This is a genomic window from Dyadobacter sp. CY345 (assembly GCF_021502725.1).
Taxonomy (GTDB): Bacteria; Bacteroidota; Bacteroidia; order Cytophagales; family Spirosomataceae; genus Dyadobacter.
In genome coordinates, this window is sequence record NZ_JAKFFS010000005.1 from 608,500 (window position 1) to 631,364 (window position 22,865).

The following is a 22,865-nucleotide window of genomic DNA, read 5'->3' on the forward strand; positions in this document are numbered from 1 at the left end:
TAAATCTATGGAGAATAACAGATAATTGTACTTTCAACTAGCTCTTAGATACTACCTGAGTTAGCTCGCTAAGCGCGTATAACGGTAAATTCACCAACCATTCTTCTCTTCTAAAATCAGACATTGAAGTTCTGATTGATAACGCCGGACTGTATTTTTCATAAAATACTTTTAAACTTTTCGCCTTCAGATTTTCTTCCGCCTTGACTTCAACAGGAACAATTTTTCCTGAAAATTGGATAAGGAAATCTATTTCCGCGGTTGCATTTTCCGCTGACCAGTAGTAGGTAGATGTTTCTTTAAAGGTCATTAATTGCTGCATGACAAACTGCTCGGTTAAGGCACCCTTAAATTCCTCAAATAAAACATTTCCTTCCAGGAGCGTTTTTACATCTATATTCACCATTGCGCCTAACAGGCCAATATCCACGATGAACAGCTTAAAAGCACCAAAGTCTTCATAAGCCTTCAACGGTATAGCAGGTTTGGTTATTCGGTTCACCTTATAGATTAGTCCACAATCTGTTAACCATGACATTGCCAATTCGTACTCTTTGGCTCTGGCGCCTTCCTTAATAATTCCGTAAATAAATTTCTTATTTTCTTTTGCAAGCTGTGCCGGAATTGACTGCCATAACATTCTGATTCTGGGGACAATTTCCCGTGGAGCGTGTTTTGAGAAGTCCTGCTCATATGATTCCAGAATTCGCTTCTGAATATCTCTCACTTTATCAAAATCAGAGTTTTTAGAAAATGACAATACGGTTTCCGGCATGCCACCAACATAATAATACTGTTTCAATAACTGTATGTACTTCGTTTTAAATGTCTTTATCAATAACCAATCCTGACTTTCTAAAAGTTGAAGTAAGGGACTTTCGCCAAGGGCGTGTAGAAACTCGATAAAGCTCAAAGGATGTAAATCCAGAAACTCAACCTTACCAACCGGAAACGAGGTTTGCCTGTTAAGTGCAACTCCAAGCAATGAACCGGCAGAAATGATATGATATTCCGGGGCGTTTTCATGAAAATATTTCAGTGACGTCAATGCACCTTGTGCCTCCTGAATTTCATCCAGAATAATTAATGTGTTTTCGGGATTGATGATGATACCAGTTTCTATTTGCAGAGCGAGAATTATTCGTTTGATATCAAAATCAGTTTCGAATATGGTGCCTAGTCTCCTGTTACTTTCAAAGTTTATATAAACACATTGTTCGTATTCCTGCTTCCCGAAAGCCTTCATTAACCATGTTTTACCAACCTGACGAGCTCCACGTATCAATAATGGTTTACGGTTTTCCGAATTTTTCCACGCTATCAACTGGCTAATTTCTTTCCTTTCCATTCTTTGAGTACATTTATTCGTATGATAATATGCACTAATTTACACTTTTTCCTTTGAATAAATGTGATACTTTACATTTATTCAAAGGAAAAAGTGTATCGAGGTCAAAAAATTTTCATCAAAAATGAAACATCCTCCTGCCTTCTGTTTTAACAAATCAGGTATTCAAACTAAAATAAAAAGTACTCCCCATACCAATTTCCGAAGCCAACCCTATCCTGCCACCCTGTGCTTCGATAAATTCTTTGCTGATGGCAAGCCCTAGTCCCGTTCCGGTTTTCGGACTTCCCGGAACCTGGAAATAGCGGTCGAAGATTTTCTCACGGTAACGGCTTTCAATACCTTTTCCCTGATCTTTTACAGAAAATAATACGCCATTATTTTCCTTCTTAACACCAATTTCAATTTTAGTTTCTTCCGATGAATACCGTATTGCATTGGTAAGAAAGTTAATCAATACCCAAGCCGTTTTTTCCGTATCTGCTTTTACTTCCGGAAGATTTTCATCTGCATTCAATACCAGTTTGATCTGTTTCTGGTCGGCCTGTACTTTTACCGCCTCTGTTGCATATTGAATAATCTTATACGGACTTCCCTGCTGAATGTTTAATTGTATATTTCCGGTTTCGACCTGCGAAAGATTCAGCAGTTCTCCTGTAATTTTTAGCAGCCTGTTACTGTCATCTTTTATACTTTCAATCAATTGTTTCTGCTCTTCATTTACCTCGCCTGTTTGTTTATTTTCCAACAACTGAACACTCATTTTTATTGAAGAAATCGGTGTTTTTAACTCATGCGAAACGGTGGCGATGAAATTGGTTTTGGCAAAATCAAGTTCTTTGAACGGTGTTATATTTTTTAACACAATCACCTGACCAATAAATATCTTTTCCTTTTCCCCTGTTGGTGTAATCGTAATATTTACAATTTCCTTCTCGAAATAGCTTTCCTTATTATCAGCATATATTTTAAGTGGCTTTTCTTTTTCATGATCAGGTTTTGGCGTTACCAATCCTTGGACGAGTGAACGGATCAAATCGTTGTGCAAAGCAACATCCACAGCCGCTTTTCCAACAACATCTTCCGCCAGAAGTCCCGAGATTTTCAACACTTCATTGTTGGCAAAAAGTATCTTTTTATTTTCATCCAAACCCAAAACAGGCTCGTGCATGTTGTTGATCAGGGTTTCAATTCTTTTCTTTTCAAATAGTATTTTAGAAAGATTGCTGCTATCATATTCTTCGAGTTTTTCAGCCATCGTATTAAATGAACCTGCCAATTCTCCAAATTCATTTTTGCTTCCAAAATTCACCCGCTGGGAATAATTTTTTGCTGCAATTTCTTTAATACTTTCCGTCAGTTCTTTAATCGGATTGGCGATATTACTTGGCAGATTGACCAGCAAAGTAAAAGCGAAAAGGAAGCACAATGTTCCAGTAATCACAATCCATAAATTAGCTGAACGCGCTGTTTCTTTCGCAACCTCACTTTTGCGCTGAATCGCCTCCATATTCAAACGCATCAACTCTGTAATATCTTTACGGATAACCTGATGAAGCAGCAAATTGGACGGATCCTGTTTTAACTGAGCCAAATGTTCGGAAATAGCATCTGTTGCTTCCCGCTCACCAATTTCTGTTACATTTTTTCGTTGTTTGTTCAGGTTATCTTCAAACGTCAAAAAAGCTTTTGTTCCACGCTGTGTTTGATCCAGCGACATCAACATATTACGGGAATATTCGAGTGTGTTATAATTATCAACCAGAATATTTTCGGTATCATTTTTCAATACGTTGATATAACGCGCTGCAACCAATGACAGGATAATGATCATCAGGAACAGCAGGCCAACACCGAGGGTTAATTTGGTTTTTATTTTCATCAGGACAAAATGACCAGGTCAATTTCGGAAACAGATAGTTTTTTTAATAACTGGTTAAAGATATTGGTGGCCAAAATTACTTTAAACAAACTCATATGTGGCTTACCAATACAAATAGTTGTGATTTGTCTTTGCTCGGCAACTTCCATAATCGTACGCGATACATGCGGACTTTCAACTCGAATTATTTCGCCTCCAAGTTCAGTCGCCAGCTTAAAATTATTGATAAGATGGCGTTGCTTATCCAACGCAATTTTATCGGTACTTTCATTTGGCGTTTGAACATAAAGCAACACCCATGGACTGTTATAATAACTGGCCAACCGGGCCGTTTTACGGATAACGTTTTTAGAAGTTTGTGCGTTGCTGCTGATACAGGCCATAAATTTATTCGCTTTTAAAGCCGTCACACTACGGGAAATCACCTCCGTCTCTACTTTTCTTACCACCTGACTTGCCACTTCTTTCAGTGCAAGCTCACGAAGTTGCAGAATATTTCCGGATGTAAAAAAGTTGTTAAGTGCAGTAGGCACTTTTTCAGCAGCATAAATTTTACCTTCCTTCAAACGCGTAATTAATTCGTCTGCCGTAAGGTCAATGTTGACCACTTCATCGGCCTGTTGCAGCACGCTATCCGGAATTCTTTCCTTTACTTCTACTCCCGTAATTTGCTTGATCTCTTCATTCAGACTTTCAATATGCTGAATATTGACGGCGCTGATTACGTTGATTCCGGCATCCAGAATTTCCATCACATCCTGCCAGCGTTTGTCGTTTTTACTACCTTCAATATTGGTATGGGCAAGTTCATCGACGATCACAATTTCCGGCCGAAGGCTTATAACAGCCTGCAAATCAAATTCTTCCAGCTCTTTACCTTTATAAAAAAGTTTTCGTCTTGGAATTATTGGCAGGCCTTCCAGCAGCTCATGCGTTTCTTTCCGGTTATGGGTTTCTATATAACCGATTTTCACATCGATGCCGTTTCGCATCAATGTGTGGGCCTCTTGCAGCATCCGGAAGGTTTTACCTACACCGGCACTCATTCCGATGTAGATTTTAAACTTTCCTTTTCTGGATTTTTTGATCAGGTCCAGAAAATGTTTTACGTTGTTTTCTTTTTCAGTCATTAAAATGATAGTGCAACGGATGTTGTAACAAAGAAATTCTGGTTGTCGGCCCGGCCATCCTTTGTAAATATATTGTCTTTGCTGTTAAAAGCCCGTGCTTCCAGTCTGAACATTACATTTTGTGCAGGCAGGTAATCGAAGTTGGCAGAGTAACCAAAAGTTTTGAATCCATTTGGCGTTCCTGTGCTGATAATCACCCCTTTTTCATCCGCATAATATTCTCCTCTGGCAGCAATCCTGACCTTTTCATTCGGCATATACCGGGCAATTAAAACCGGCGTATACCACACATTGTAACTGCTGCTTCCTTTACTTTTTTGTTGCATTCCAATGTCAAATCCGGCAGTCAGACCAAATTTATCTGTGAGCTGAAACTGACCGTAAAAGTTGTTAAAATAACGCCATTGTCTGGTACTGTCCGGTTGCTCATTCCCGATGTAAGTGCTCCAATTTACTGTTGCATTTGCAGACGGTTTGTATGTTAATTGTGTTCCAAATGCAGGCGTCTGGTTTCCCGGAATTTTCTGGATACGCTGCCAACCGTTCAGATACATGGCTGCGGCATACAATTTTTCGTTTTTACTGGTGTAACCAATTTTTACACCTGCTTCATAATATGGAGAATTTTCAGCCAGAATACTGCGTGTCAAATTCCAGTTGTCTTTTCCAATTGCACTTTCAAACCCGATGTGCGAAGGCATGATTCCGGCGTCAATCCAGAGGTTATTATTCTTCGAAATTTTAAATCCGACATTGGCTTCAAAGATATTTTTCAATAATCCTTGTTCCGCAGCCAGGTTATATTGCGGATAAGTACCGGCCATCACAGCCAGATTGGCCCTTACACTTTCTGTATTATAGTTAACCTTAAAAAGTCCCAGATTTAAATTGACTTCGTTGTGTTTGTTGAAATTGTATAAAAATCCCGGTCGTTCGTGATTGGCTGGTTTATTGAAATCATAACTATAAAAAGCTTCAACGTAACCTGAAAAAGTCAATGGATTTGGTTTTGCTTTTTCAATTGAAATGGTATCCTGGGCAATAGCAGGAATAGAAAAAATTCCTGCGGCAAACAAAATTAATTTATTCATTGTAATACTAATAAGTGTACTGAACTCTTGATTTTTTGTTGAGAATTAATTTTAAAAACGTTGCGTGATCCGGGCATCTATTTAAGCTGATCAAGTGCCATATTAAGCTTTAACACATTCACTTTTGCTGGCCCCAGAAGTCCTAATAACGGAGCTTCTGTGTTTTCATCAATCAGTTTTTTCACGTTATCGTCTGATAGATTTCTGGTTTTGGCAACTCTTTTAAGCTGAACAATGGCTGCATTTGGAGAAATATCCGGATCAAGTCCACTGCCACTTGCCGTTACCAGTTCCACAGGCACGTCTTGTTTTTGAACTCCGGGATTATGCACTAAAAATGTATCAATCCTGGCCTGAACCATTTGAAGGTATTCAGGGTTTGAAGGCGCCTTGTTGCTACCACCACTACCGGCTGCATTATAATCCACAGCAGAAGGGCGGGAATTGAAATACTTATCCTGAGTGAAAGCCTGACCAACGTTGGTGTAATATTTTTTTCCGTTTTGAGTTATCACCTCGCCATTTCCATGGTTTGGAGCAAGTTGAGCAATTCCCCAGATTATGATTGTATAAACTCCGGCAAAGAAAACCAGCGTGATTGCGGTTAATTTGATTGCGGGAAATAGGTTCGTTTTCATTTTTATTTATTTTAACTTTAAAGAAATTTAGATTTTATGGAAGCTGTACTAAAGATTAAATCTTCTGAGTTTACTGACGAATTGATTTCGAAGATCAAAGCGCTACTAAGTGTTTCAAAAGACAGTGAGGTTACGATCAGTATAACTGATAAGATATCTGCTGGAATATTGCGGGAGGAAAGCCGGGAAGAATATTTCTCGCGACTTGACAAATCCATCGATGATTTCGAGAGCGGAAATGTTGTTTCGTTTAATGGAGACAGCTTTGAAAAGTTTGTCAAGCATATTTCGCAAGAATGAATAACACTATTTTCTCTCTTCAGGTAATCGAAGATCTCACACACTGGTCCAAAAGTGAACCTCGCCTTGTTAAAAAAGTTTTTGAATTGATCAATGATATCCACAAACACCCTTTCGAAGGACTTGGTAAACCTGAGGGTCTGAAACATCAGTACAAAGGATTTTGGAGCAGACGAATTACAGACGAACATCGTTTGATTTATAAACCTGTCGCTGAAAACGACATCGTTGTTATTAGTGTTCATGGACATTACGATCAATAATTAAAACCAGATACTCACCAGCATATCAATCACCTTAATTCCGATAAAGGGCACAACAACACCGCCTAAACCGTAGATAAAAAGGTTTCTTCTCAGCAATGCACTAGCTCCGATTGGCTTGTATGCCACACCTTTCAAGGCTAACGGTATCAGGATTGGAATGATGATCGCATTGAAAATAACAGCTGATAATATCGCGCTTTCCGGACTATGAAGATCCATGATATTTAAACCTTGAAGCGCTGGAATTGAAGCTATAAATAAGGCTGGAATGATGGCGAAATATTTGGCAACGTCGTTCGCAATGGAGAAAGTTGTCAGCGTACCACGTGTCATCAGCAATTGCTTTCCAATCTCAACAATCTCGATCAGTTTGGTTGGATCGTTATCCAAATCCACCATATTTCCTGCTTCTTTTGCCGCCTGAGTACCGCTGTTCATTGCTACTCCAACATCTGCCTGTGCAAGTGCCGGCGCGTCATTGGTACCGTCCCCCATCATCGCAACCAGTTTTCCGCTTTCCTGTTCTCTTTTGATGTAGTTCATTTTATCTTCCGGCTTGGCCTCTGCGATAAAGTCATCCACACCAGCTTTTTCAGCGATAAACTTGGCAGTCAAAGGATTATCACCAGTCACCATCACCGTTTTCACACCCATTTTACGCAGACGTTCAAAACGTTCACTGATACCAGGTTTGATAATATCCTGTAATTCAATCACGCCCAGCACCTTTTCATTTTCAGTAACCACAAGCGGCGTTCCACCGTTGTTCGAAATAGCCTTTGTTTTTTCTTCAATATCAGCCGGGAAATTATTTCCTGCTTTTATTGTCAGATTCTTCATCGAATCAAAAGCACCTTTGCGAATTCTGGTTTCATCAAAATCAACACCTGAACTTCTCGTTTCAGCAGTAAATTTGATAAAAGTCGGATTGTTCAGATTGGCATAAGTGGATGGATTCAAATTCGCCAGTTCCAGAATTGATTTTCCTTCCGGTGTTTCATCAGCAATTGAACTTAGCACGGCGCATTTGATAAAATGATTATCAGTCACGCCTTTTGCCGCGTAAAAATTTGTTGCCTTTCTGTTACCGATCGTGATTGTTCCTGTTTTATCCAAAAGCAATACGTCGATATCACCTGCTGTTTCTACCGCTTTACCTGATTTTGTGATCACATTGGCGCGAAGTGCTCTGTCCATCCCGGCAATACCAATCGCTGAAAGTAAACCACCAATGGTTGTCGGAATCAAACAGACGAAAAGAGAAATAAAAGCGGCAATCGTAATCGGCGTATTGGCGTGGTCTGCGAATGGTTTCAAAGTCACGCAGACAATGATAAATACAAGCGTGAAACCAGCCAAAAGGATCGTGAGCGCAATTTCGTTAGGCGTTTTCTGGCGACTGGCACCTTCTACCAAAGCGATCATTTTGTCAAGAAAACTTTCGCCGGGTTCTGTTGTTACCATCACCTTTATCTTGTCGGACAAAACCTTCGTACCGCCCGTCACACTACTTTTATCACCGCCTGCTTCACGTATTACCGGCGCACTTTCACCTGTGATCGCACTTTCGTCAATCGTTGCAAGACCTTCGATAATCTCACCGTCCGTTGCAATATTATCACCCGCTTCACAGATAAAAACATCGCCCTTTTTCATGGAAGCAGACATTACCTGTCTTGTTGAAACCGAGAAACCTGGTTTGTTTTCTATAACCAGCCTTGCCGGTGTTTCTTCTCTTGTTTTACGCAAACTGTCCGCCTGCGCCTTTCCCCTTGCTTCCGCGATTCCTTCTGCGAAATTGGCAAAAAGCAGTGTCAGCAAAAGAATAAGGAAAACAGTGAAGTTATAGGCAAAACTGCCCTGGGATTTTTCACCCATCAAAGTCCAGATACTTACCACCAGCATAATCACCGTTCCGATTTCCACGGTGAACATCACCGGATTACGGAACATTATTTTGGGGTTCAATTTTACAAATGCCTGTTTGAGGGCTTTATTAACCAAGTCCTTCTGAAATAAGGACGTATCTTGATTTTTCATTTCATTATGGCGTTTAGCCGTTAGCGATTAGGTATTGGCTACTTTTTCGATCTTTGAAAATCAGTCGCCTGAACAGATTTTCTTGTAGCCTTTATTAAATTTTTTTATTCGATTCTTAACGTAACGTGAAATATTCAGCGATCGGACCGAGCGTAAGAGCCGGAAAAAAGGATAACGCTGTGATAATCACAATAACGGCCAGGATCATAATTCCGAAAGTTGAAGAATCTGTTTTCAAAGTTCCCGCACTTTCAGGAATGTATTTTTTATTAGCCAGAAGTCCCGCAATGGCGATCGGGCCGATAATCGGAATGTAACGTGAAAGGATCAGGACAAAACCCGTTGTGATATTCCACCATGGGTTGTTATCGCCCAAGCCTTCAAACCCACTACCGTTATTCGCCGAGGATGAGGTATATTCGTAAAGCATTTCCGTAAATCCGTGGAAGCCCGGATTGGCAAGCGTAGCAGAAGTAATCGTAGGAAATGCAGCTGCCAAAGCGGTACCAACCAGAATCAGAAATGGATGTAGCAATGCAACGATCATCGCAATTTTCATTTCACGCGCCTCAATTTTCTTACCCATGAACTCCGGTGTTCTACCCACCATCAATCCGCTGATAAACACAGCCAGAATAATGAAGATGAAAAAGTTGAGCATACCAGCACCGACACCACCATAAAAAGCATTGGTCATCATCGCCAGCAACTGTGTCATACCGGAAAGTGGCGTGAAGCTGTCATGCATGGAATTAATAGATCCGGTTGAAATAACGGTGGTGGCTATACTCCAAAATGCAGAAGCAGTACTACCAAACCTGACTTCCTTACCTTCCATTGCTCCTGAACTGTTATCAATTCCCATGGCGGTGATGGCGTGATTTCCTCCGTTTTCCCAAATTATTGTTGGCACGGTCAGAAGTAAAAATCCGATTGTCATCACTCCAAAAATCATCCAGCTCATTTTTCTCCTTTTCAGAAAGAAGCCGAAAGCAAAGATCATGGCCATTGGAATAATCATCTGTGCAATCATTTCAACCATGTTGGTCAGATAGTTCGGGTTTTCCAAAGGGTGAGCGGAATTTGCTCCATAAAAACCACCGCCATTTGTACCCAAATGTTTGATCGCAACAAAGGCTGCAACCGGTCCGGTAGAAACCTGAACGGTATCTCCCTGCATATTAATCATGGTATCCTTTCCATCAAAAGTCATCGGCGTACCGTTGAAAGCCAAAATGGTAGCGACAAGAATTGAAAGCGGAAGCAAGATTCTTACACAAGATTTCACTAACAAATTGTAAAAATTGCCAAGTTTTTCTGTGGTGCGTTCGCGCAAGGCCATAAACAAAACAGCCGCCGCCGCCATACCTGTTCCTGCCGTTACAAAATGTAAGAACATAAGGAATAACTGAGACAAATAACTAAGTCCCGATTCGCCCGAGTAATGCTGTAAGTTACAGTTTACAACAAATGAAATACTTGTATTGAAAGCCAAATCAGCCGATTGTCCGGGATTTCCGTCAGGATTTAATGGCAACCAGCCTTGATTCATCAGAACAAACATACCCAGTATAAACCAGACCATGTTGATCGTGATAAGCGAAAACATATTCTGTTTCCAATTCATTTCAGCGTTTTGGTCGATACCGCTGATTTTGAAAAACAGCTTTTCAATAGGATTAAAAACAGGATCGAAGGAGGTTTTTTCGCCTGCGTAAACTTTTGCAATGTACTTACCGAACGGTATTGCAAAGGCAACCGTAAGGACAAACATGGCAATGATTCCAAATAATTCAGTGTTCATTTTTTCTATTTTTTAATTCGATTTCGTTTTCCGGTTTTCGATCCGGTTAGAACTTTTCAGGTTTGATCAACACGTAACAGATATAACCAAACACACATATTGAGACTATGAAGAGCGCTGCCATGATTAGATATTTTCAAAGAAGTTTACTGTTTTGTAGAAAAGCGCGAAACATAAAATTCCGGCAGATACTAAAAGGATTGTGATCATACTATTTTAAAATTTATTGAGTGATAGAGTTTTCATTTATTAATACCAAATTTATTCCGACTTAAACAGCCATTACTTAACTTATTTTAAATCAGAAAGATAACATCATAAACACCAACCTGAACCCTGAAAAAAGCAACTCAAAATGATAGGATTTTATCAGAATGAAAGGTTTGAAGTGAAGCAGCATTTCGAGCTTTTCCATGACCTAAAAGGCGTTGATTTGTTTGATGTATTCCTTTTTCAAGGCATTTGGAAGTATTTTTTCGGTGTTGAAATGTTTCAATTCCAGCATACCTGAAACAGAATATAGGTAGACGTTTGAGATTGCTCTTTGTGTTTCTTTATTTCCGTTGATAAACAGATTTTCAGCGACAGCGAAACATTTTTTCGCGCGCGATATATTGCCTCTGACAATCATGGTTTGGGTGAGGTCCGCAAATTTCTGCATCTGCTTGTAAATCCCTCTCGATATTTTCCTTTTCATCGTTTTTGTAAATTGATATATGATAAAGTGGATACCAAAAATGAACCTAATCTTAACCGGCCGTTACAACAACCTGTCTTACAATTTAATAGCAGGTTAACTTAAATTACCGCATAAAAAAAAGCCTATCAGAATGATAAGCTTTTTAGATTTTTTTCTCAAAATGGAAAACTGCAATTCAGACTTTTGTCCAGTCTATTTTATCAGCAGTAAGCGGCATATCGCGGAGCCTTGAACCTGTCGCGTGAAAAATTGCATTGGCGATTGCGGCAGCCGTCGGTCCTTGCGCCGCCTCTCCTGCACCGAGCGGAGGTTTTTCCGGCCGGTCAATTAGTATGACCTCAGTATCAGGAACATCTCCAAAACGGAGAATTGGATAACTTTCCCAGGTTTTACTTTGAACACCTTTTTCATCATAAATTACCTGTTCCAAAAGTGTCCAGCTCGCAGCCTGAATCATTCCACCGGAAGTTTGATTGATAATCCCGTCGCTGTTGATCGTCTGCCCGGCATCTATTGATCCAGTTAGTTTTGTCACTTTGAAAGTTTTTTTAATTGGATCAATGGTCACTTCGGCCTTGACAGCAAAATAGGATGCTGCATTTTTGTACTGTGCGAATGCAATCCCTTCACCAAAATTCTCTTGTTTATTTTTCCGCCAGCCAGCTTTATTCACCAGCGTTGTAATAACTTCCTTTGCCCGTTCATCCGTCAGATGTTCCAGACGAAATTGCACAGGATCTTCCCCCGCCTTTTCAGCCAACTCGTCCATAAAGGATTCAAGCGCGAAAATATTGGCATATGCACCCAGACTACGCAGCGCAGACGTACGCAATGGCCCCTTAAAATTATGCAGGACAACTTTTCTGTTTTTTAGATTATACAACGGGATCGAGTTTCGATGGCTTCCTCCGGAAAACCCACCGGTCTGGAAATCAAAAGGTTTTTCCAGATCACGGGCTGCAATAAAATGGCCGGCTTTCCCTCCTGGCCTGCTGCTATGCGTGTCTGACCACAATTCGGTATACCAGGAATTAATCTTTCCTGAATCATCCATACTTGCTTTTAGTTTAAAAACCATTGCTGAACCGAAAGGCTCCCAGGTATGCTCGTCTTCGCGCATCCATTGTACACGTACATGTTTTCCCTCCATTTGCATTGCCAGTAATGCAGCATCCGCGGCCACATCATCTGCACCGTTATGACCATAACAACCAGCTCCCGGAACACCAATGGTGCGGATATTATCCTCAGAAATTTTCAAAAGATCAGAAAGCGTTTTGCGCAAAGGATAAACTCCCTGACTATGCGTCCAGATTGTCAACTGATTATTTTCCCAAAGACCGATGGCGCACGACGGACCAATGGAGCCGTGTATGTGATAAGGACGCTTGTAAATTGCTTCATGTTTCTTCGAATCCGCTATTAAGGCTTCTTCAACATTTCCTCTTTCCTCAACAGTTTCTGATGATTTAGTGTTGTTCAGAATATCGGTATATAAGTCTTTTTGCAAAGGAGAAACCGACGGACTTTCCCACTTTGCCATTTGTTTCATTCGATTAAGTGCCTTTATACTCTGGTATTCCTCAGTGGTTATTGCAGCCACGAAACTGCCGTTTACTACAACTTTTAAAACGCCCGGTAAAGCCAAAACTTCGCTTTTTGGCAGTGATAAAAGTTTCGCGTTGTAAGTCGGCGGCCGTAATACCCTTGCATGCACCATTTCCGGAAAACGCAGGTCCTGAACATAGTATGGCTGAGCGGACGCCATAAGCGACAGATCTTTACGCGGAACAGGCTTGCCAATTAACTTGTAGTCTTGGGGAGATTTTACTGGTGCCTTTCCGGTCACTTCAATTTCAAACCGCTTACCATTAATCAATTCCTGATAAGAAACCGCTTGCTGGTTTGTCTTTGATATTACCTTTCCATTTTCTACAAAAAGGTTTTCCGCTGTGGTTCCAATCTTTTTCTCAGCCAAAGTCAGCAAATATTTCCGGGCTTCGGCCGCAGCGTTCCTGATCGCTTTTCCACTTCCTTCAATGGAAGCACTGCCGGCCGTGTAACGTTCGTCTTGTGTTCGGGCGGTATCAGCAATAACAATCTTTACTTTTTCCATGGCCACATCAAGTTCCTCCGCAGCAATCTGCATCAGAGCAGTTTTTATCCCCTGACCTAACTCCATCTTGCCTGTCAGAACCGTCACCATGCCCTCCGAATCCAGCGTAATCCAGGAATCAACTATATTTTTTTTACCAGGTTCTCCCGATAAATCAGTCTCAGTATTGTCTAATTCAAGAAAAGTGATCAAATTAAATCCTACAATCAACTGACCGGAACTCTGTAAAAAATTTCTTCTGGAAGCATTAAAATTATTATGATTTTCCATACTATTCATTCATTTTCTGGGCTGCGTTTTTCACTGCTTGGATCATTCTGGTATGCGTTCCACATCGGCATAATACGCGTTGCAGCGCCTGCCGGATTTGGATATCTGTGGGATTTTTATTTTCGCTTAATAACGCCTTTGCAGAGATAATCATACCATTCAGACAATATCCGCATTGGGCAGCCTGCTCTTCAATAAATGCTTCCTGAACAATATCCAGTTTCTCGCCATTTGCTAACGCATCTAACGTTGTAATCTCAAACTCCTGCGCCGCGGAGGCAGGAATCACACAGGATGGATTTGCTTTTCCATTCAAAAGTACCATGCAACTGCCGCAGCGTTCAATACCACATCCGTATTTCGGACCATTCATTTGCAAATTATTTCGAAGAAAATAAAGAAGCGGCATATCAGGGTCAACATCCTCCTGGTACGATTTCCCATTTACTTTTAGCGTGATTTTAGCAGCCATACAGTTTTACTTTTTTATTGATAAACCATAAAAATCAAGCCAACCTAGTACAAATGAACTTCGTAAAAAAAAATCCCGTCAACCCAAGTTAATTGGCTGACGGGATACGACCTGGACGAAAATTGTTTAGATATTTTTCTTTTTGAGTTCCTTCACAGCAAAATCCGCAGCTCTCGCCGTAAGTGCCATATAAGTCAAGGATGGATTCACGCAAGATGCTGAGACCATCGCAGCGCCATCCGTAACAAATACATTTTTCACAGCGTGCAACTGGTTATTTCCATTCAAAACCGAAGTTTTTGGATCACGACCCATGCGAGCCGTTCCCATTTCGTGAATGGCCATACCCAGATACGAACCGTTATCATGCGTTTTTACATTTTTCACACCTGATTTTTCAAGCATTTCAGCTGCGTCGTTCATCATGTCTTTACGCATTTTCATTTCGTTTTCACGTAATTCGGCATCAAAAACAACCGTTGGCATCCCCCACTTATCTTTCTTCTCTTTATTCAGGAACATTCTGTTTTCGTGGTATGGCAATGTTTCACCGAAACCTCCAAAACCCATCGTCCATTGTCCTGGCGTTGTCAGATCTTCCTTGAAATCTGCACCGAAAGCAAGTTCAGCCACATTACGCTGCCAGCCCTGGCGTCCGCCGCCTCCCTGATATCCGAATCCGCGAATGTAATCACGCTTATCGTTTCCAATATTCTGATAACGAGGCACGTAAATACCGTTTGCACGACGACCGAAATAATATTTATCCAGATCGCCTTCCCACACACCGCTGGCACCGGTACGGAAATGGTGATCCATCAGGTTGTGTCCCAGTTCGCTGGAATCATTGCCCAAACCATTTGGAAAACGATCCGAAGTTGAATTTAAAAGAACAAGCGCAGAACCAATTGCGCTGGCACAAACAAATATTATTTTGGCAAAATATTCACGCTCCTCCAAAGTCACAGAATCTGTAACTTTTACGCCGGTCGCTTTTTGTTTTGCTTTATCATAAACAATTTCTCTAACAACAGAATCGGGGCGAAGTGTCAAAAGTCCTGTTTTCACTGCCGGCGGAAGCGTACTTGATTGCGTACTGAAATAGGCCCCATACGGACAACCATATGAGCAACGGTTTCTATACTGACATGGAGAACGGCCGCCTTCCAGCTGGATTTTATCTGGCTGTGAAAGGTTTGCAACGCGTCCAATGGTCATGGTACGACCAGGAAATTGCTTTTCAAGTCTCTTGCGGACTTCTTTTTCAACATGATACATTTCCATCGGCGGCAAAAAATCGCTATCCGGAAGCTGAGGCAAACCCAGTTTTTCACCCGAAATCCCTACATGTTTTTCAACATAGGAATACCATGGTGCAACGTCTTTATAACGGATCGGCCAGTCGACCGCAATTCCGTCTTTCAGGTTTGCTTCGAAATCCAGATCACTCCAACGATAAGACTGACGGCCCCACATAATGGATTTACCGCCAACAATATTTGGCCTGAACCAGTCAAATCTTTTCTTTTCTTCATACGGAGAATCAGAATCGTTCATCCAGTACTTTTCCGTCATCTCATTATAAGGATAATCGCGGGAAAGGAATGGATGCGTTTCTTTTTGTTTAACCGTCAAACGACCATTATATTTCATTTCCCAGGGATCTTTCAACGAGTTTTCGTAGCCTGTAACGTGTTCAAGTGGTTTCCCTTTTTCAAGCATCAAAACTTTTAATCCCTTTTCAGTCAATTCCTTCGCTGCCCAACCGCCGGAAACTCCCGAACCGATTACGATGGCATCGTAGGTCATATCTTTTACTGCATTAACATTTAAATTCGCCATGGTGACAATTAATTTTTAATAGATTTAGAAAGGTTAAGATCTTAAAGTGCCCAGGTTTTTTGTCCCTCTTTCATCGGATAGGATCCCTCAAATCTGCCAGGAATCGGAAGATAATCCAACGCCTGTGTCGCTCCGATTTCGGATGTGAAATAACCGGTTACTGTAAGTCCTTTCATTTGCAGAAAAAAAGGCTTGTCTGCCGTCGTGCTGCGTTTTACGATATCATTTTTCTGAGTCGCGTCAAGTGCTGCAAATCCTTTTCCATAAACATCATTACTGCTTTTATTCAGTCTCTCGACCCCAGCATAAAATTTCTGCTGTTCCTCTTCCACATAACAATCACGCATTACACGCGTAATAAATTTCTCTACACCTGCAGCTTTCGCGCCTGGCGTTTTTGTAGTTGGGATAATAACATCAGCAATTTCGGCAAGCAGCGCTTCCTGCTCAGCAGAAACTTCGACAGATGGGCCAAAATTCAGGCTTTCTCCCATCACACCAGCCATTAAAGGTGCTGAAATAACGCCTCCCATCAGAAGGGTCAATTTTTGAACGGCTTCTCTACGATTCATCTCAAAAGAAAATAGTTAATAATTGATTCAGGATTTGTTCTTGAAAGTCAAACGGATAAAACTACCCGCCGCTATCGAATTCAAATAACTTCGTAAGTTAAATAATACAACAGTTAAATTAACAATTTTGCTCACCCAATACTTGATTTTTTAAATATTTTTTTCAACTTAATCCAGGTATAAGTATATTTTTCTTTCATTAGAAAATATAAAGTGAATATTAGCATAATAAATTTGGTTGATATGTCTACCTATTTTATCTTTGTATTATGGATATAGAAGTTAAAGAACTGAACAAAGCCAACTATGAGCGTCTGAGCAAGATGATGATATTCAATATCATCACGGTCTCCCATCTCGTCGGCCGGAATACAAACAAGGAGCTGGCCAAAATGGGCTACACTTTGCAGGTTGAGCAGCTTCAGATTTTATTTGTTGTTTATCTCCGTGAAGGCAACTCGCCATCGCAACAGGAAATTGCAAATTTTTCTCAGAAAGACAAGGGAGGCATACAACGCTCTGTTCAGACCCTTGCCCGGGATGGGTACGTAAGAATTGTTGCAGACCAGAATGATCGCCGGAAAAATCTGATTGAACTGACACCGGCAGGAAAATTGGTCGTTACAAAAATGATGGAATCCATCGAGGATATCGACAGAAGAATGACAGCGTCACTTACCCGGGAGGAAATCGATTCTTTGATTTCAATTTCCAGAAAGATTTCAAATGTAATTAAAGAATAAAAAAAATTGGATATATAGTTGATATATCCACAGTAGACACATCAACCTATTAGTATGAAAAAAGGATTTTTTGGTAAGGTTCTGATACTTCTTTCCCTACCATTCTTAACTCAGGCACAAACTCCCTGGTCTTTAAAAAACTGCATTGATTACGGACTGAAACATTTCGGGACGGTGCGCATTGCTCAATACCAAAAAGAAAATGCGCGGCAGCTGTCGCGGCAGGCTTTGTCGAGTTATCTACCTCAGATTTCGGGAGCCGGTACTTTTGATGACAATTTAAAACTGCAAACCACTGCACTTCCGGCTGGAATTTTCGGACCGGAGCCAACACGCGTGGCGCTGGGTACTAAATTCCAAACCAATTTCACAGCTTCTGCGGAACAGGCGATTTTTGATCAGTCTCTGTTAATAGGAATAAAGGCAAACAAGCCCAATCAGGAGCGGGCTGACCTAAATGAAAGGTCAACGCAGGAGGAAATCATTTATCAGATTGCGAAAAATTATTACTCGGTTTTTGTTTCACAACAGCAAATTTCCTTGCTGGAAGATAACCTCAAAAAAACACAGCAGGTACTGGATATTTTGAAATTACAGCGTGATAATGGGGTAATTCAGCCAGTAGATTATGACCGTACGGAAGTTAGTTACAACTCGAACAAATCACAGTTGACGCTGGCTAAAAATAATGTCACACTAGCTTTGAATCGTCTGAAATATCAAATGGGCCTGAATCAGGATCAGGAATTATATTTAAAAGATTCGCTGCTATTGTCGCAAATCCCAAACATCCAGGATGCACAGTTTGATGCAAAGAACCTGACTGATTTTCAGCTTATTGAAAATGAACTTACGCTGAACAGACTTGATCAGGATCGCATCAGAGCTGGATATCTGCCCCGTTTGAGTTTCACAGCACGTTACGGACAGCTCGCTCTGACTAACGAATTCAGTCAGGCTTTTAAAAATTTCTCAGGCTTTGGCGCAATCGGACTTCGTTTAAATATTCCAATCTTCGACGGTTTTAGCAGGGATGCCCAGATTCAGCAGGCCAAACTTAAAGTGATGACTCAGGAAGAACAGCAAAAGTTGAACGTCCAGTCCTATCGCCTTGCCTTTAACAATTCTCAGACACAATTGGAACAGGCGAGATACAGCACTGAAAATGATGACAGAAATGTTCAGCTGGCGCGGAAAGTTTATGACATCACAACGCTTCAATACAAAGAGGGCACTGCACCACTGACAGATCTGATTAATGCAGAAAATTCATATCGCCAGGCGCAAACTGACTATGTCAATTCGCTAATCAATTTTTATCAGGCAAGACTCGATCTGGAACAGGCACAAGGAACACTTCTACCTTTCTATAACCAACTTTGACATCACAAAAGCATAACATAATGAAAAAGACAACGATAATAATCTCGCTCGCCGTTTTGGCAGTCGTAATCCTGATCGGCGCCAGGCTGGTTTCGAACAAGAAATCGATTGACGAAAAAAATAAACCTGTGACAGTTTCAAATGCAGCGATACCGGTGACGGTTGTTGAAGTACAAGAAGATACTGTCAGCCAGTCGTTATTAAAAACAGGAAATCTCATCCCTTTCAAAGAGACGTCACTTATGGCGACAAGCCAGGGGCAGGTTTTAAAAGTTAATTTTGATCTTGGTACCAACGTTTCGAAAGGCTCTACACTGATCCAAATTGACAACAAATTAAACGAACTCGCTTTACAGGCTACCCAGCTGAACATTGATAAACTACAAAAAGATGTGGCCCGTTACGACAAACTGTATGCCGGAAACGCGACGACAGAATTGCAGCTGAACCAGACAAAATTTGACTATGAAAACGCTGTTAACAAAGCAGAACAAATCAGAAAACAAATCCAGGATGCTACGGTAAAAGCTCCAATCAGCGGTCGTATTGTCAAGAAGGACATCGAGGTTGGTGAATTTGTAAACGCTGGTACTGTACTTGCCACGATTCTGGATGTATCCCGCCTGAAAGTGCAGGTTATGGTTAACGAAAAGGATGTTTACCAACTGCGTGAAGGTCAAAAAGTGAAGGTAACGGCAGACGTGCTTTCTGGAAAAATGTTTAGTGGACAAATTTCTTATATCGCGCCGAGGGGTAACGATGGGCACAGCTATCCGGTGGAAATTATGGTCCCGAATTCAGGACAATTGAAAGCCGGCACATTCGTGAACGTAGATTTTTCTCAAAAATCAAAGGAAAAGTCGCTGCAAATTCCGAGAGTGGCATTGGTCGAAAGTATTAAAAATCCATACGTATATGTTGTAAATCAAAACGTTGCGCAGCAAAGAAAATTAACGATCGGCCGGGAACTTGGGAATAATATTGAAGTACTGGGCGGATTACAACCGGGCGATCAGGTGGTTACGACAGGACAACTAAATCTTACGAACGGGAAACCTGTTCAAGTTTCAAAATAGTCCGGAAGTGACTTTCGGAAATCCATTAAATATAAAATTATGTCTATAACCGAATTATCAGTTAAAAGACCACTGTTGATTACCACGATTTTCACCGTTTTGATTCTTTTCGGCGTGATCAGTTACCAGCAGCTTTCTTATAACCTTTTGCCAAAATTTGAGGCAAATGTAATCAGCGTTTCGACCACCTATCGCGGAGCATCGGCGGATGAGGTTGAGACCAACGTAACGAAAAGGATTGAGGATGCGCTTGCTTCGATTGAAGGGTTGGATCGAATTAATTCAACCTCTCAGGAAGGTGCCTCCATCGTAGTAATCCAGCTAAAAAACGGCATCGATGTGACACTGGCACAACAGGATGCACAGCGCAAAGTGGAGCAGATTATCAACCTTTTACCGGATGAAGCAGATCGCCCTACGATCAACAAATTTTCGACTGACGAACTTCCCGTGCTACGTATGGGTGTAACGGCAAATATTTCACCTTCGAAACTCTATGACCTGATTGATGATGAATTGAAACCGCAGCTCTCCAATGCCGCCGGTGTGGGCCGGATTGATTTGATTGGCGGGAATGAAAGAGAAATTCAGGTTAATGTGGACGCTCAAAAATTGAGAGCGTACAATCTTTCCATCGGGCAAATTGCTGCGGCAATTAACAACGCCAATACGAGTTACCCTGCCGGAAGTCTGGAAACGAGGGCATCACAATTGTCAATCCGATATGATGCTTCCGTTGCAAATACAGAAGGATTCAGAAATTTAGTTGTTTCCAGAGCAACAGACGGCGGCGAGGTTTTGCTGAAAGACGTTGCGGAAGTGGTGGACGCGACAGCAAAACCAACCGCGATTAATCACATTAACGCGATGCCATCGATCGGTTTGCAGGTGTTAAAACAATCAGATGCAAATGCTGTCGAAGTAAGCAAACAGGTCAAGGCAAAAATTGTTGATCTGGAAAAACAGTATGCCTCAACCGGACTGAAATTTAACATTGCCGCAGATCAGTCAACTTATACACTGGCTTCGGCAGATGCGGTTGTCTTCGATTTATTCCTGGCTGTTGCAATTGTATCGGTTGTTATGCTGATGTTCCTGCACAGTTTCCGCTCATCTCTGTTCGTACTTGTGGCACTTCCATCGTCGATTATTCCGACATTTATTTTGATGTATGTGCTTGGATTTTCACTAAACCTGATGACGCTGATGGCGCTTTCGCTTGTTGTCGGTATTCTGGTCGATGACTCGATCGTGGTTTTGGAGAACATCAACCGACATTTGGAAATGGGTAAAAACCGCTGGCAGGCCGCGCTAGACGGACGTAGTGAAATCGGCTTTACCGCTCTGGCGATCACTCTTGTAGACGTTGTGGTTTTTGTTCCGCTGGCCATGACCGGAGGACTTATCGGGAACATTCTTCGTGAGTTCTCGCTCGTTGTGGTATTTTCAACGCTTATGAGTTTATTCGTTTCTTTCACACTGACTCCTTTGCTCGTTTCACGTTTCGGGAAGCTGGAAGTTTTGAGCAAAACGTCTTTATGGGGAAAACTAAACTTAGGTTTTGAAAACTTCCTGACGCGGCTGCAAAATGGTTATGGAAGAATTTTGGTAAATATTCTAAACCATAAAAGATATGTATTCCTTGGTGTGTTTGCCTTGTTAGTTGGCGCTATCGCTTTGGTACCAACAGGCTTTATCGGAGCTGCTTTTATGCCCGCAAGTGATCAGGGAGAATTTACTGTGCAGATTGAACTTGCCCCTACTGCATCGATTTACGAGAGTAATAAAGTGGCTCAGCAGGCTGAACAAATGTTGTTGAAACATCCTGAGGTTACGAATGTTTTCAGCAATATCGGTTACAGCAGCAATAACCTAACGTCCTCGTCGAACGGGAATTTATCAACGCTGAATGTCAAACTGATTGATAAAAAAGAGCGCATTGCTTCCACGGAAGAATTCAGTGTGATTGTGAAAGAAGAGATTGGAAGAATTCCGGGAACAAAAGTGACAGTAAGTCCCACAGGCTTGGTTGGAACTTCTGAGGCGCCTATTCAGATTGCAGTAAAAGGTACCAACCTGGATTCAATTCGTAAGGCTTCGGCGATGGTTAAACAGGTGACGGAATCTGTTCCGGGAACACAGGACGTAAAGTTTTCTGTACAAGATCCCAAGCCGGAAGTAAAAGTAAATCTGGATCGCGACCGCATGGCTCAGCTCGGAATAAATGCAGCAGAAGTTGGCGTCGCCTTGCAAAACGGTTTCCGTGGAGATGACCGTTCCAAATTCAAACAGAACGGAAAAGAGTATGATATTCTGATTAGTCTTGATCAGTTTGACCGTACGAATGCTTCCGATATCAGCCAGCTTTCATTTGTTAATAGTCAGGGACAATCCTTCCAATTATCACAATTTGCAACGGTTGAAGAACAGATCGGAGAAAGTGTTTTGCAGCGGATTGACAGACTTTCATCCATTTCGGTAAATGCGCAAGTTGTTGGCCGCCCTGTTGGAACGGTAGGTTCGGATATCCAGGCAAAAGTGGCAACTTTGAAACTACCAAACGGCATTTCAATTCAGTATCTTGGTCAACTTCAACAACAGGGAGACGCGTTTGGTAGCCTTGGATTGGCGCTGGTTATTGCGATTTTACTGGTCTACTTTATTATGGTTGGTCTGTATGAAAGTGTGGTTTATCCGTTTGTTGTACTCTTTTCAATTCCTGTTGCCCTCATCGGTGCACTTTTAGCGCTGGCCTTAACGATGGAAAGTTTAACCGTATTTGCAATCGTCGGTATGATTATGCTTCTGGGTCTTGTAGCGAAAAACGCGATTCTAATCGTTGACTTTACAAACCACTTAAAAGAACAGGGACATGATGTTGTCGATGCGCTGGTGGAAGCTGGAAAAGAGCGTCTGCGACCAATTTTGATGACCACCCTGGCGATGGTTTTCGGTATGTTGCCAATTGCTCTGGCGAGTGGTGCAGGAGCGGAAACTAAAAATGGCATGGCCTGGGTAATTATAGGAGGTCTGACAAGTTCGCTGGTTTTGACGTTATTGCTTGTGCCTTCGGCCTATCTGGTCGTGGACCGGATTAAGGCGCGTTTTGAGAAAAAAAAGCCGGAAGTTCATTCTCAGGAAGTTAGTGTGGGATAATCCATTAAGGTTTCACTTTCACGCAAAGAAGGAAAG

General features: G+C 41.5%; 19 protein-coding genes. 6 read left to right on the forward strand and 13 right to left on the reverse strand.

Going from position 1 to position 22,865, the window contains the following annotated elements; translation table 11 throughout:
* Positions 1 to 37: 37 nt before the first annotated feature.
* From L0657_RS23105 to L0657_RS23125, 5 genes are all read right to left on the reverse strand, one after another.
* Entirely contained in the window at positions 38 to 1,348 is a 1,311-nt protein-coding gene (locus L0657_RS23105) for an ATP-binding protein (protein ID WP_235153137.1), read from the reverse strand.
* A gap of 157 nt (positions 1,349 to 1,505) precedes the next feature.
* Positions 1,506 to 3,230 carry an ATP-binding protein gene (locus L0657_RS23110; protein ID WP_235153138.1) on the reverse strand — a complete coding sequence of 575 codons (1,725 nt, stop codon included), beginning with the start codon at positions 3,228 to 3,230 and terminating at the stop codon, positions 1,506 to 1,508.
* Entirely contained in the window at positions 3,230 to 4,360 is a 1,131-nt protein-coding gene (locus L0657_RS23115) for a universal stress protein (protein ID WP_235153139.1), read from the reverse strand. Before L0657_RS23115 ends, L0657_RS23110 begins: the two co-directional genes overlap by 1 nt.
* Positions 4,360 to 5,451: a porin gene (locus L0657_RS23120; protein WP_235153140.1), complete on the reverse strand. Its 1,092-nt coding sequence runs from the start codon at positions 5,449 to 5,451 to the stop codon at positions 4,360 to 4,362. Before L0657_RS23120 ends, L0657_RS23115 begins: the two co-directional genes overlap by 1 nt.
* 77 nt (positions 5,452 to 5,528) lie before the next feature.
* Positions 5,529 to 6,089 carry a K(+)-transporting ATPase subunit C gene (locus L0657_RS23125; RefSeq protein WP_234650383.1) on the reverse strand — a complete coding sequence of 187 codons (561 nt, stop codon included), beginning with the start codon at positions 6,087 to 6,089 and terminating at the stop codon, positions 5,529 to 5,531.
* 36 nt (positions 6,090 to 6,125) lie between these two features.
* Here L0657_RS23125 and L0657_RS23130 point away from each other — a divergent pair, with 36 nt between their 5' ends.
* Both L0657_RS23130 and L0657_RS23135 read left to right on the forward strand, forming a co-directional pair.
* Positions 6,126 to 6,389, forward strand: coding sequence for a hypothetical protein (locus L0657_RS23130; RefSeq protein ID WP_235153141.1), 264 nt, complete (start codon positions 6,126 to 6,128; stop codon positions 6,387 to 6,389).
* A complete protein-coding gene (locus L0657_RS23135) occupies positions 6,386 to 6,652 on the forward strand; it encodes a Txe/YoeB family addiction module toxin (RefSeq protein ID WP_235153142.1) in 267 nt (88 codons plus the stop codon). Before L0657_RS23130 ends, L0657_RS23135 begins: the two co-directional genes overlap by 4 nt.
* Here the strand turns inward: L0657_RS23135 and kdpB are convergent, their stop codons facing one another.
* From kdpB to L0657_RS23170, 8 genes are all read right to left on the reverse strand, one after another.
* Positions 6,653 to 8,695: a potassium-transporting ATPase subunit KdpB gene (gene kdpB / locus L0657_RS23140; protein ID WP_235153143.1), complete on the reverse strand. Its 2,043-nt coding sequence runs from the start codon at positions 8,693 to 8,695 to the stop codon at positions 6,653 to 6,655.
* Between the two features lie 115 nt (positions 8,696 to 8,810).
* Entirely contained in the window at positions 8,811 to 10,499 is a 1,689-nt protein-coding gene (gene kdpA / locus L0657_RS23145; RefSeq protein ID WP_235153144.1) for a potassium-transporting ATPase subunit KdpA, read from the reverse strand.
* A gap of 46 nt (positions 10,500 to 10,545) precedes the next feature.
* Complete coding sequence (locus L0657_RS28200; RefSeq protein WP_137340128.1) at positions 10,546 to 10,623, reverse strand: potassium-transporting ATPase subunit F; 78 nt, start codon at positions 10,621 to 10,623, stop codon at positions 10,546 to 10,548.
* A gap of 294 nt (positions 10,624 to 10,917) precedes the next feature.
* Positions 10,918 to 11,196 (reverse strand): hypothetical protein, encoded by a 279-nt coding sequence (locus L0657_RS23150; RefSeq protein ID WP_235153145.1) that lies wholly within the window; start codon positions 11,194 to 11,196, stop codon positions 10,918 to 10,920.
* A gap of 178 nt (positions 11,197 to 11,374) precedes the next feature.
* Positions 11,375 to 13,585, reverse strand: a complete 2,211-nt coding sequence (locus tag L0657_RS23155) for a molybdopterin cofactor-binding domain-containing protein (protein WP_235153146.1) — start codon at positions 13,583 to 13,585, stop codon at positions 11,375 to 11,377.
* A 1-nt stretch (position 13,586) separates the two neighbouring features.
* On the reverse strand, positions 13,587 to 14,057 hold the full coding sequence (locus tag L0657_RS23160) for a (2Fe-2S)-binding protein (RefSeq protein WP_235153147.1): 471 nt from the start codon (positions 14,055 to 14,057) through the stop codon (positions 13,587 to 13,589).
* A 126-nt stretch (positions 14,058 to 14,183) separates the two neighbouring features.
* Complete coding sequence (locus L0657_RS23165; protein WP_235153148.1) at positions 14,184 to 15,899, reverse strand: GMC oxidoreductase; 1,716 nt, start codon at positions 15,897 to 15,899, stop codon at positions 14,184 to 14,186.
* Between the two features lie 41 nt (positions 15,900 to 15,940).
* Complete coding sequence (locus L0657_RS23170) at positions 15,941 to 16,471, reverse strand: gluconate 2-dehydrogenase subunit 3 family protein (RefSeq protein WP_235153149.1); 531 nt, start codon at positions 16,469 to 16,471, stop codon at positions 15,941 to 15,943.
* Between the two features lie 269 nt (positions 16,472 to 16,740).
* On the opposite strand from L0657_RS23170, the gene L0657_RS23175 reads away from it, so the two are divergent.
* The 4 genes from L0657_RS23175 to L0657_RS23190 are packed head-to-tail and all read left to right on the forward strand — an operon-like array spanning position 16,741 to position 22,829.
* Entirely contained in the window at positions 16,741 to 17,214 is a 474-nt protein-coding gene (locus tag L0657_RS23175) for a MarR family winged helix-turn-helix transcriptional regulator (protein WP_235153150.1), read from the forward strand.
* Positions 17,215 to 17,268: 54 nt separating this feature from the next.
* Positions 17,269 to 18,597: a TolC family protein gene (locus L0657_RS23180; protein WP_235153151.1), complete on the forward strand. Its 1,329-nt coding sequence runs from the start codon at positions 17,269 to 17,271 to the stop codon at positions 18,595 to 18,597.
* A gap of 20 nt (positions 18,598 to 18,617) precedes the next feature.
* Positions 18,618 to 19,673 (forward strand): efflux RND transporter periplasmic adaptor subunit, encoded by a 1,056-nt coding sequence (locus L0657_RS23185; RefSeq protein WP_235153152.1) that lies wholly within the window; start codon positions 18,618 to 18,620, stop codon positions 19,671 to 19,673.
* Between the two features lie 39 nt (positions 19,674 to 19,712).
* Positions 19,713 to 22,829 (forward strand): efflux RND transporter permease subunit, encoded by a 3,117-nt coding sequence (locus L0657_RS23190; protein WP_235153153.1) that lies wholly within the window; start codon positions 19,713 to 19,715, stop codon positions 22,827 to 22,829.
* Positions 22,830 to 22,865 lie beyond the last annotated feature (36 nt).

Excerpts from the sequence above, each read along its gene's own strand:
- L0657_RS23120 (WP_235153140.1), bottom strand. The coding sequence starts at position 5,451 with ATGAATAAATTAATTTTGTTTGCCGCAGGAATTTTTTCTATTCCTGCT.
- L0657_RS23135 (WP_235153142.1), top strand. The coding sequence starts at position 6,386 with ATGAATAACACTATTTTCTCTCTTCAGGTAATCGAAGATCTCACACAC.
- L0657_RS23115 (WP_235153139.1), bottom strand. The coding sequence starts at position 4,360 with ATGACTGAAAAAGAAAACAACGTAAAACATTTTCTGGACCTGATCAAA.
- L0657_RS23165 (WP_235153148.1), bottom strand. The coding sequence starts at position 15,899 with ATGGCGAATTTAAATGTTAATGCAGTAAAAGATATGACCTACGATGCC.
- L0657_RS23150 (WP_235153145.1), bottom strand. The coding sequence starts at position 11,196 with ATGAAAAGGAAAATATCGAGAGGGATTTACAAGCAGATGCAGAAATTT.
- L0657_RS23125 (WP_234650383.1), bottom strand. The coding sequence starts at position 6,089 with ATGAAAACGAACCTATTTCCCGCAATCAAATTAACCGCAATCACGCTG.
- L0657_RS28200 (WP_137340128.1), bottom strand. The coding sequence starts at position 10,623 with ATGGCAGCGCTCTTCATAGTCTCAATATGTGTGTTTGGTTATATCTGT.
- L0657_RS23190 (WP_235153153.1), top strand. The coding sequence starts at position 19,713 with ATGTCTATAACCGAATTATCAGTTAAAAGACCACTGTTGATTACCACG.
- L0657_RS23110 (WP_235153138.1), bottom strand. The coding sequence starts at position 3,230 with ATGAAAATAAAAACCAAATTAACCCTCGGTGTTGGCCTGCTGTTCCTG.
- L0657_RS23170 (WP_235153149.1), bottom strand. The coding sequence starts at position 16,471 with ATGAATCGTAGAGAAGCCGTTCAAAAATTGACCCTTCTGATGGGAGGC.
- L0657_RS23130 (WP_235153141.1), top strand. The coding sequence starts at position 6,126 with ATGGAAGCTGTACTAAAGATTAAATCTTCTGAGTTTACTGACGAATTG.
- kdpA (WP_235153144.1), bottom strand. The coding sequence starts at position 10,499 with ATGAACACTGAATTATTTGGAATCATTGCCATGTTTGTCCTTACGGTT.
- L0657_RS23155 (WP_235153146.1), bottom strand. The coding sequence starts at position 13,585 with ATGGAAAATCATAATAATTTTAATGCTTCCAGAAGAAATTTTTTACAG.
- L0657_RS23175 (WP_235153150.1), top strand. The coding sequence starts at position 16,741 with ATGGATATAGAAGTTAAAGAACTGAACAAAGCCAACTATGAGCGTCTG.
- L0657_RS23180 (WP_235153151.1), top strand. The coding sequence starts at position 17,269 with ATGAAAAAAGGATTTTTTGGTAAGGTTCTGATACTTCTTTCCCTACCA.
- kdpB (WP_235153143.1), bottom strand. The coding sequence starts at position 8,695 with ATGAAAAATCAAGATACGTCCTTATTTCAGAAGGACTTGGTTAATAAA.
- L0657_RS23185 (WP_235153152.1), top strand. The coding sequence starts at position 18,618 with ATGAAAAAGACAACGATAATAATCTCGCTCGCCGTTTTGGCAGTCGTA.
- L0657_RS23105 (WP_235153137.1), bottom strand. The coding sequence starts at position 1,348 with ATGGAAAGGAAAGAAATTAGCCAGTTGATAGCGTGGAAAAATTCGGAA.
- L0657_RS23160 (WP_235153147.1), bottom strand. The coding sequence starts at position 14,057 with ATGGCTGCTAAAATCACGCTAAAAGTAAATGGGAAATCGTACCAGGAG.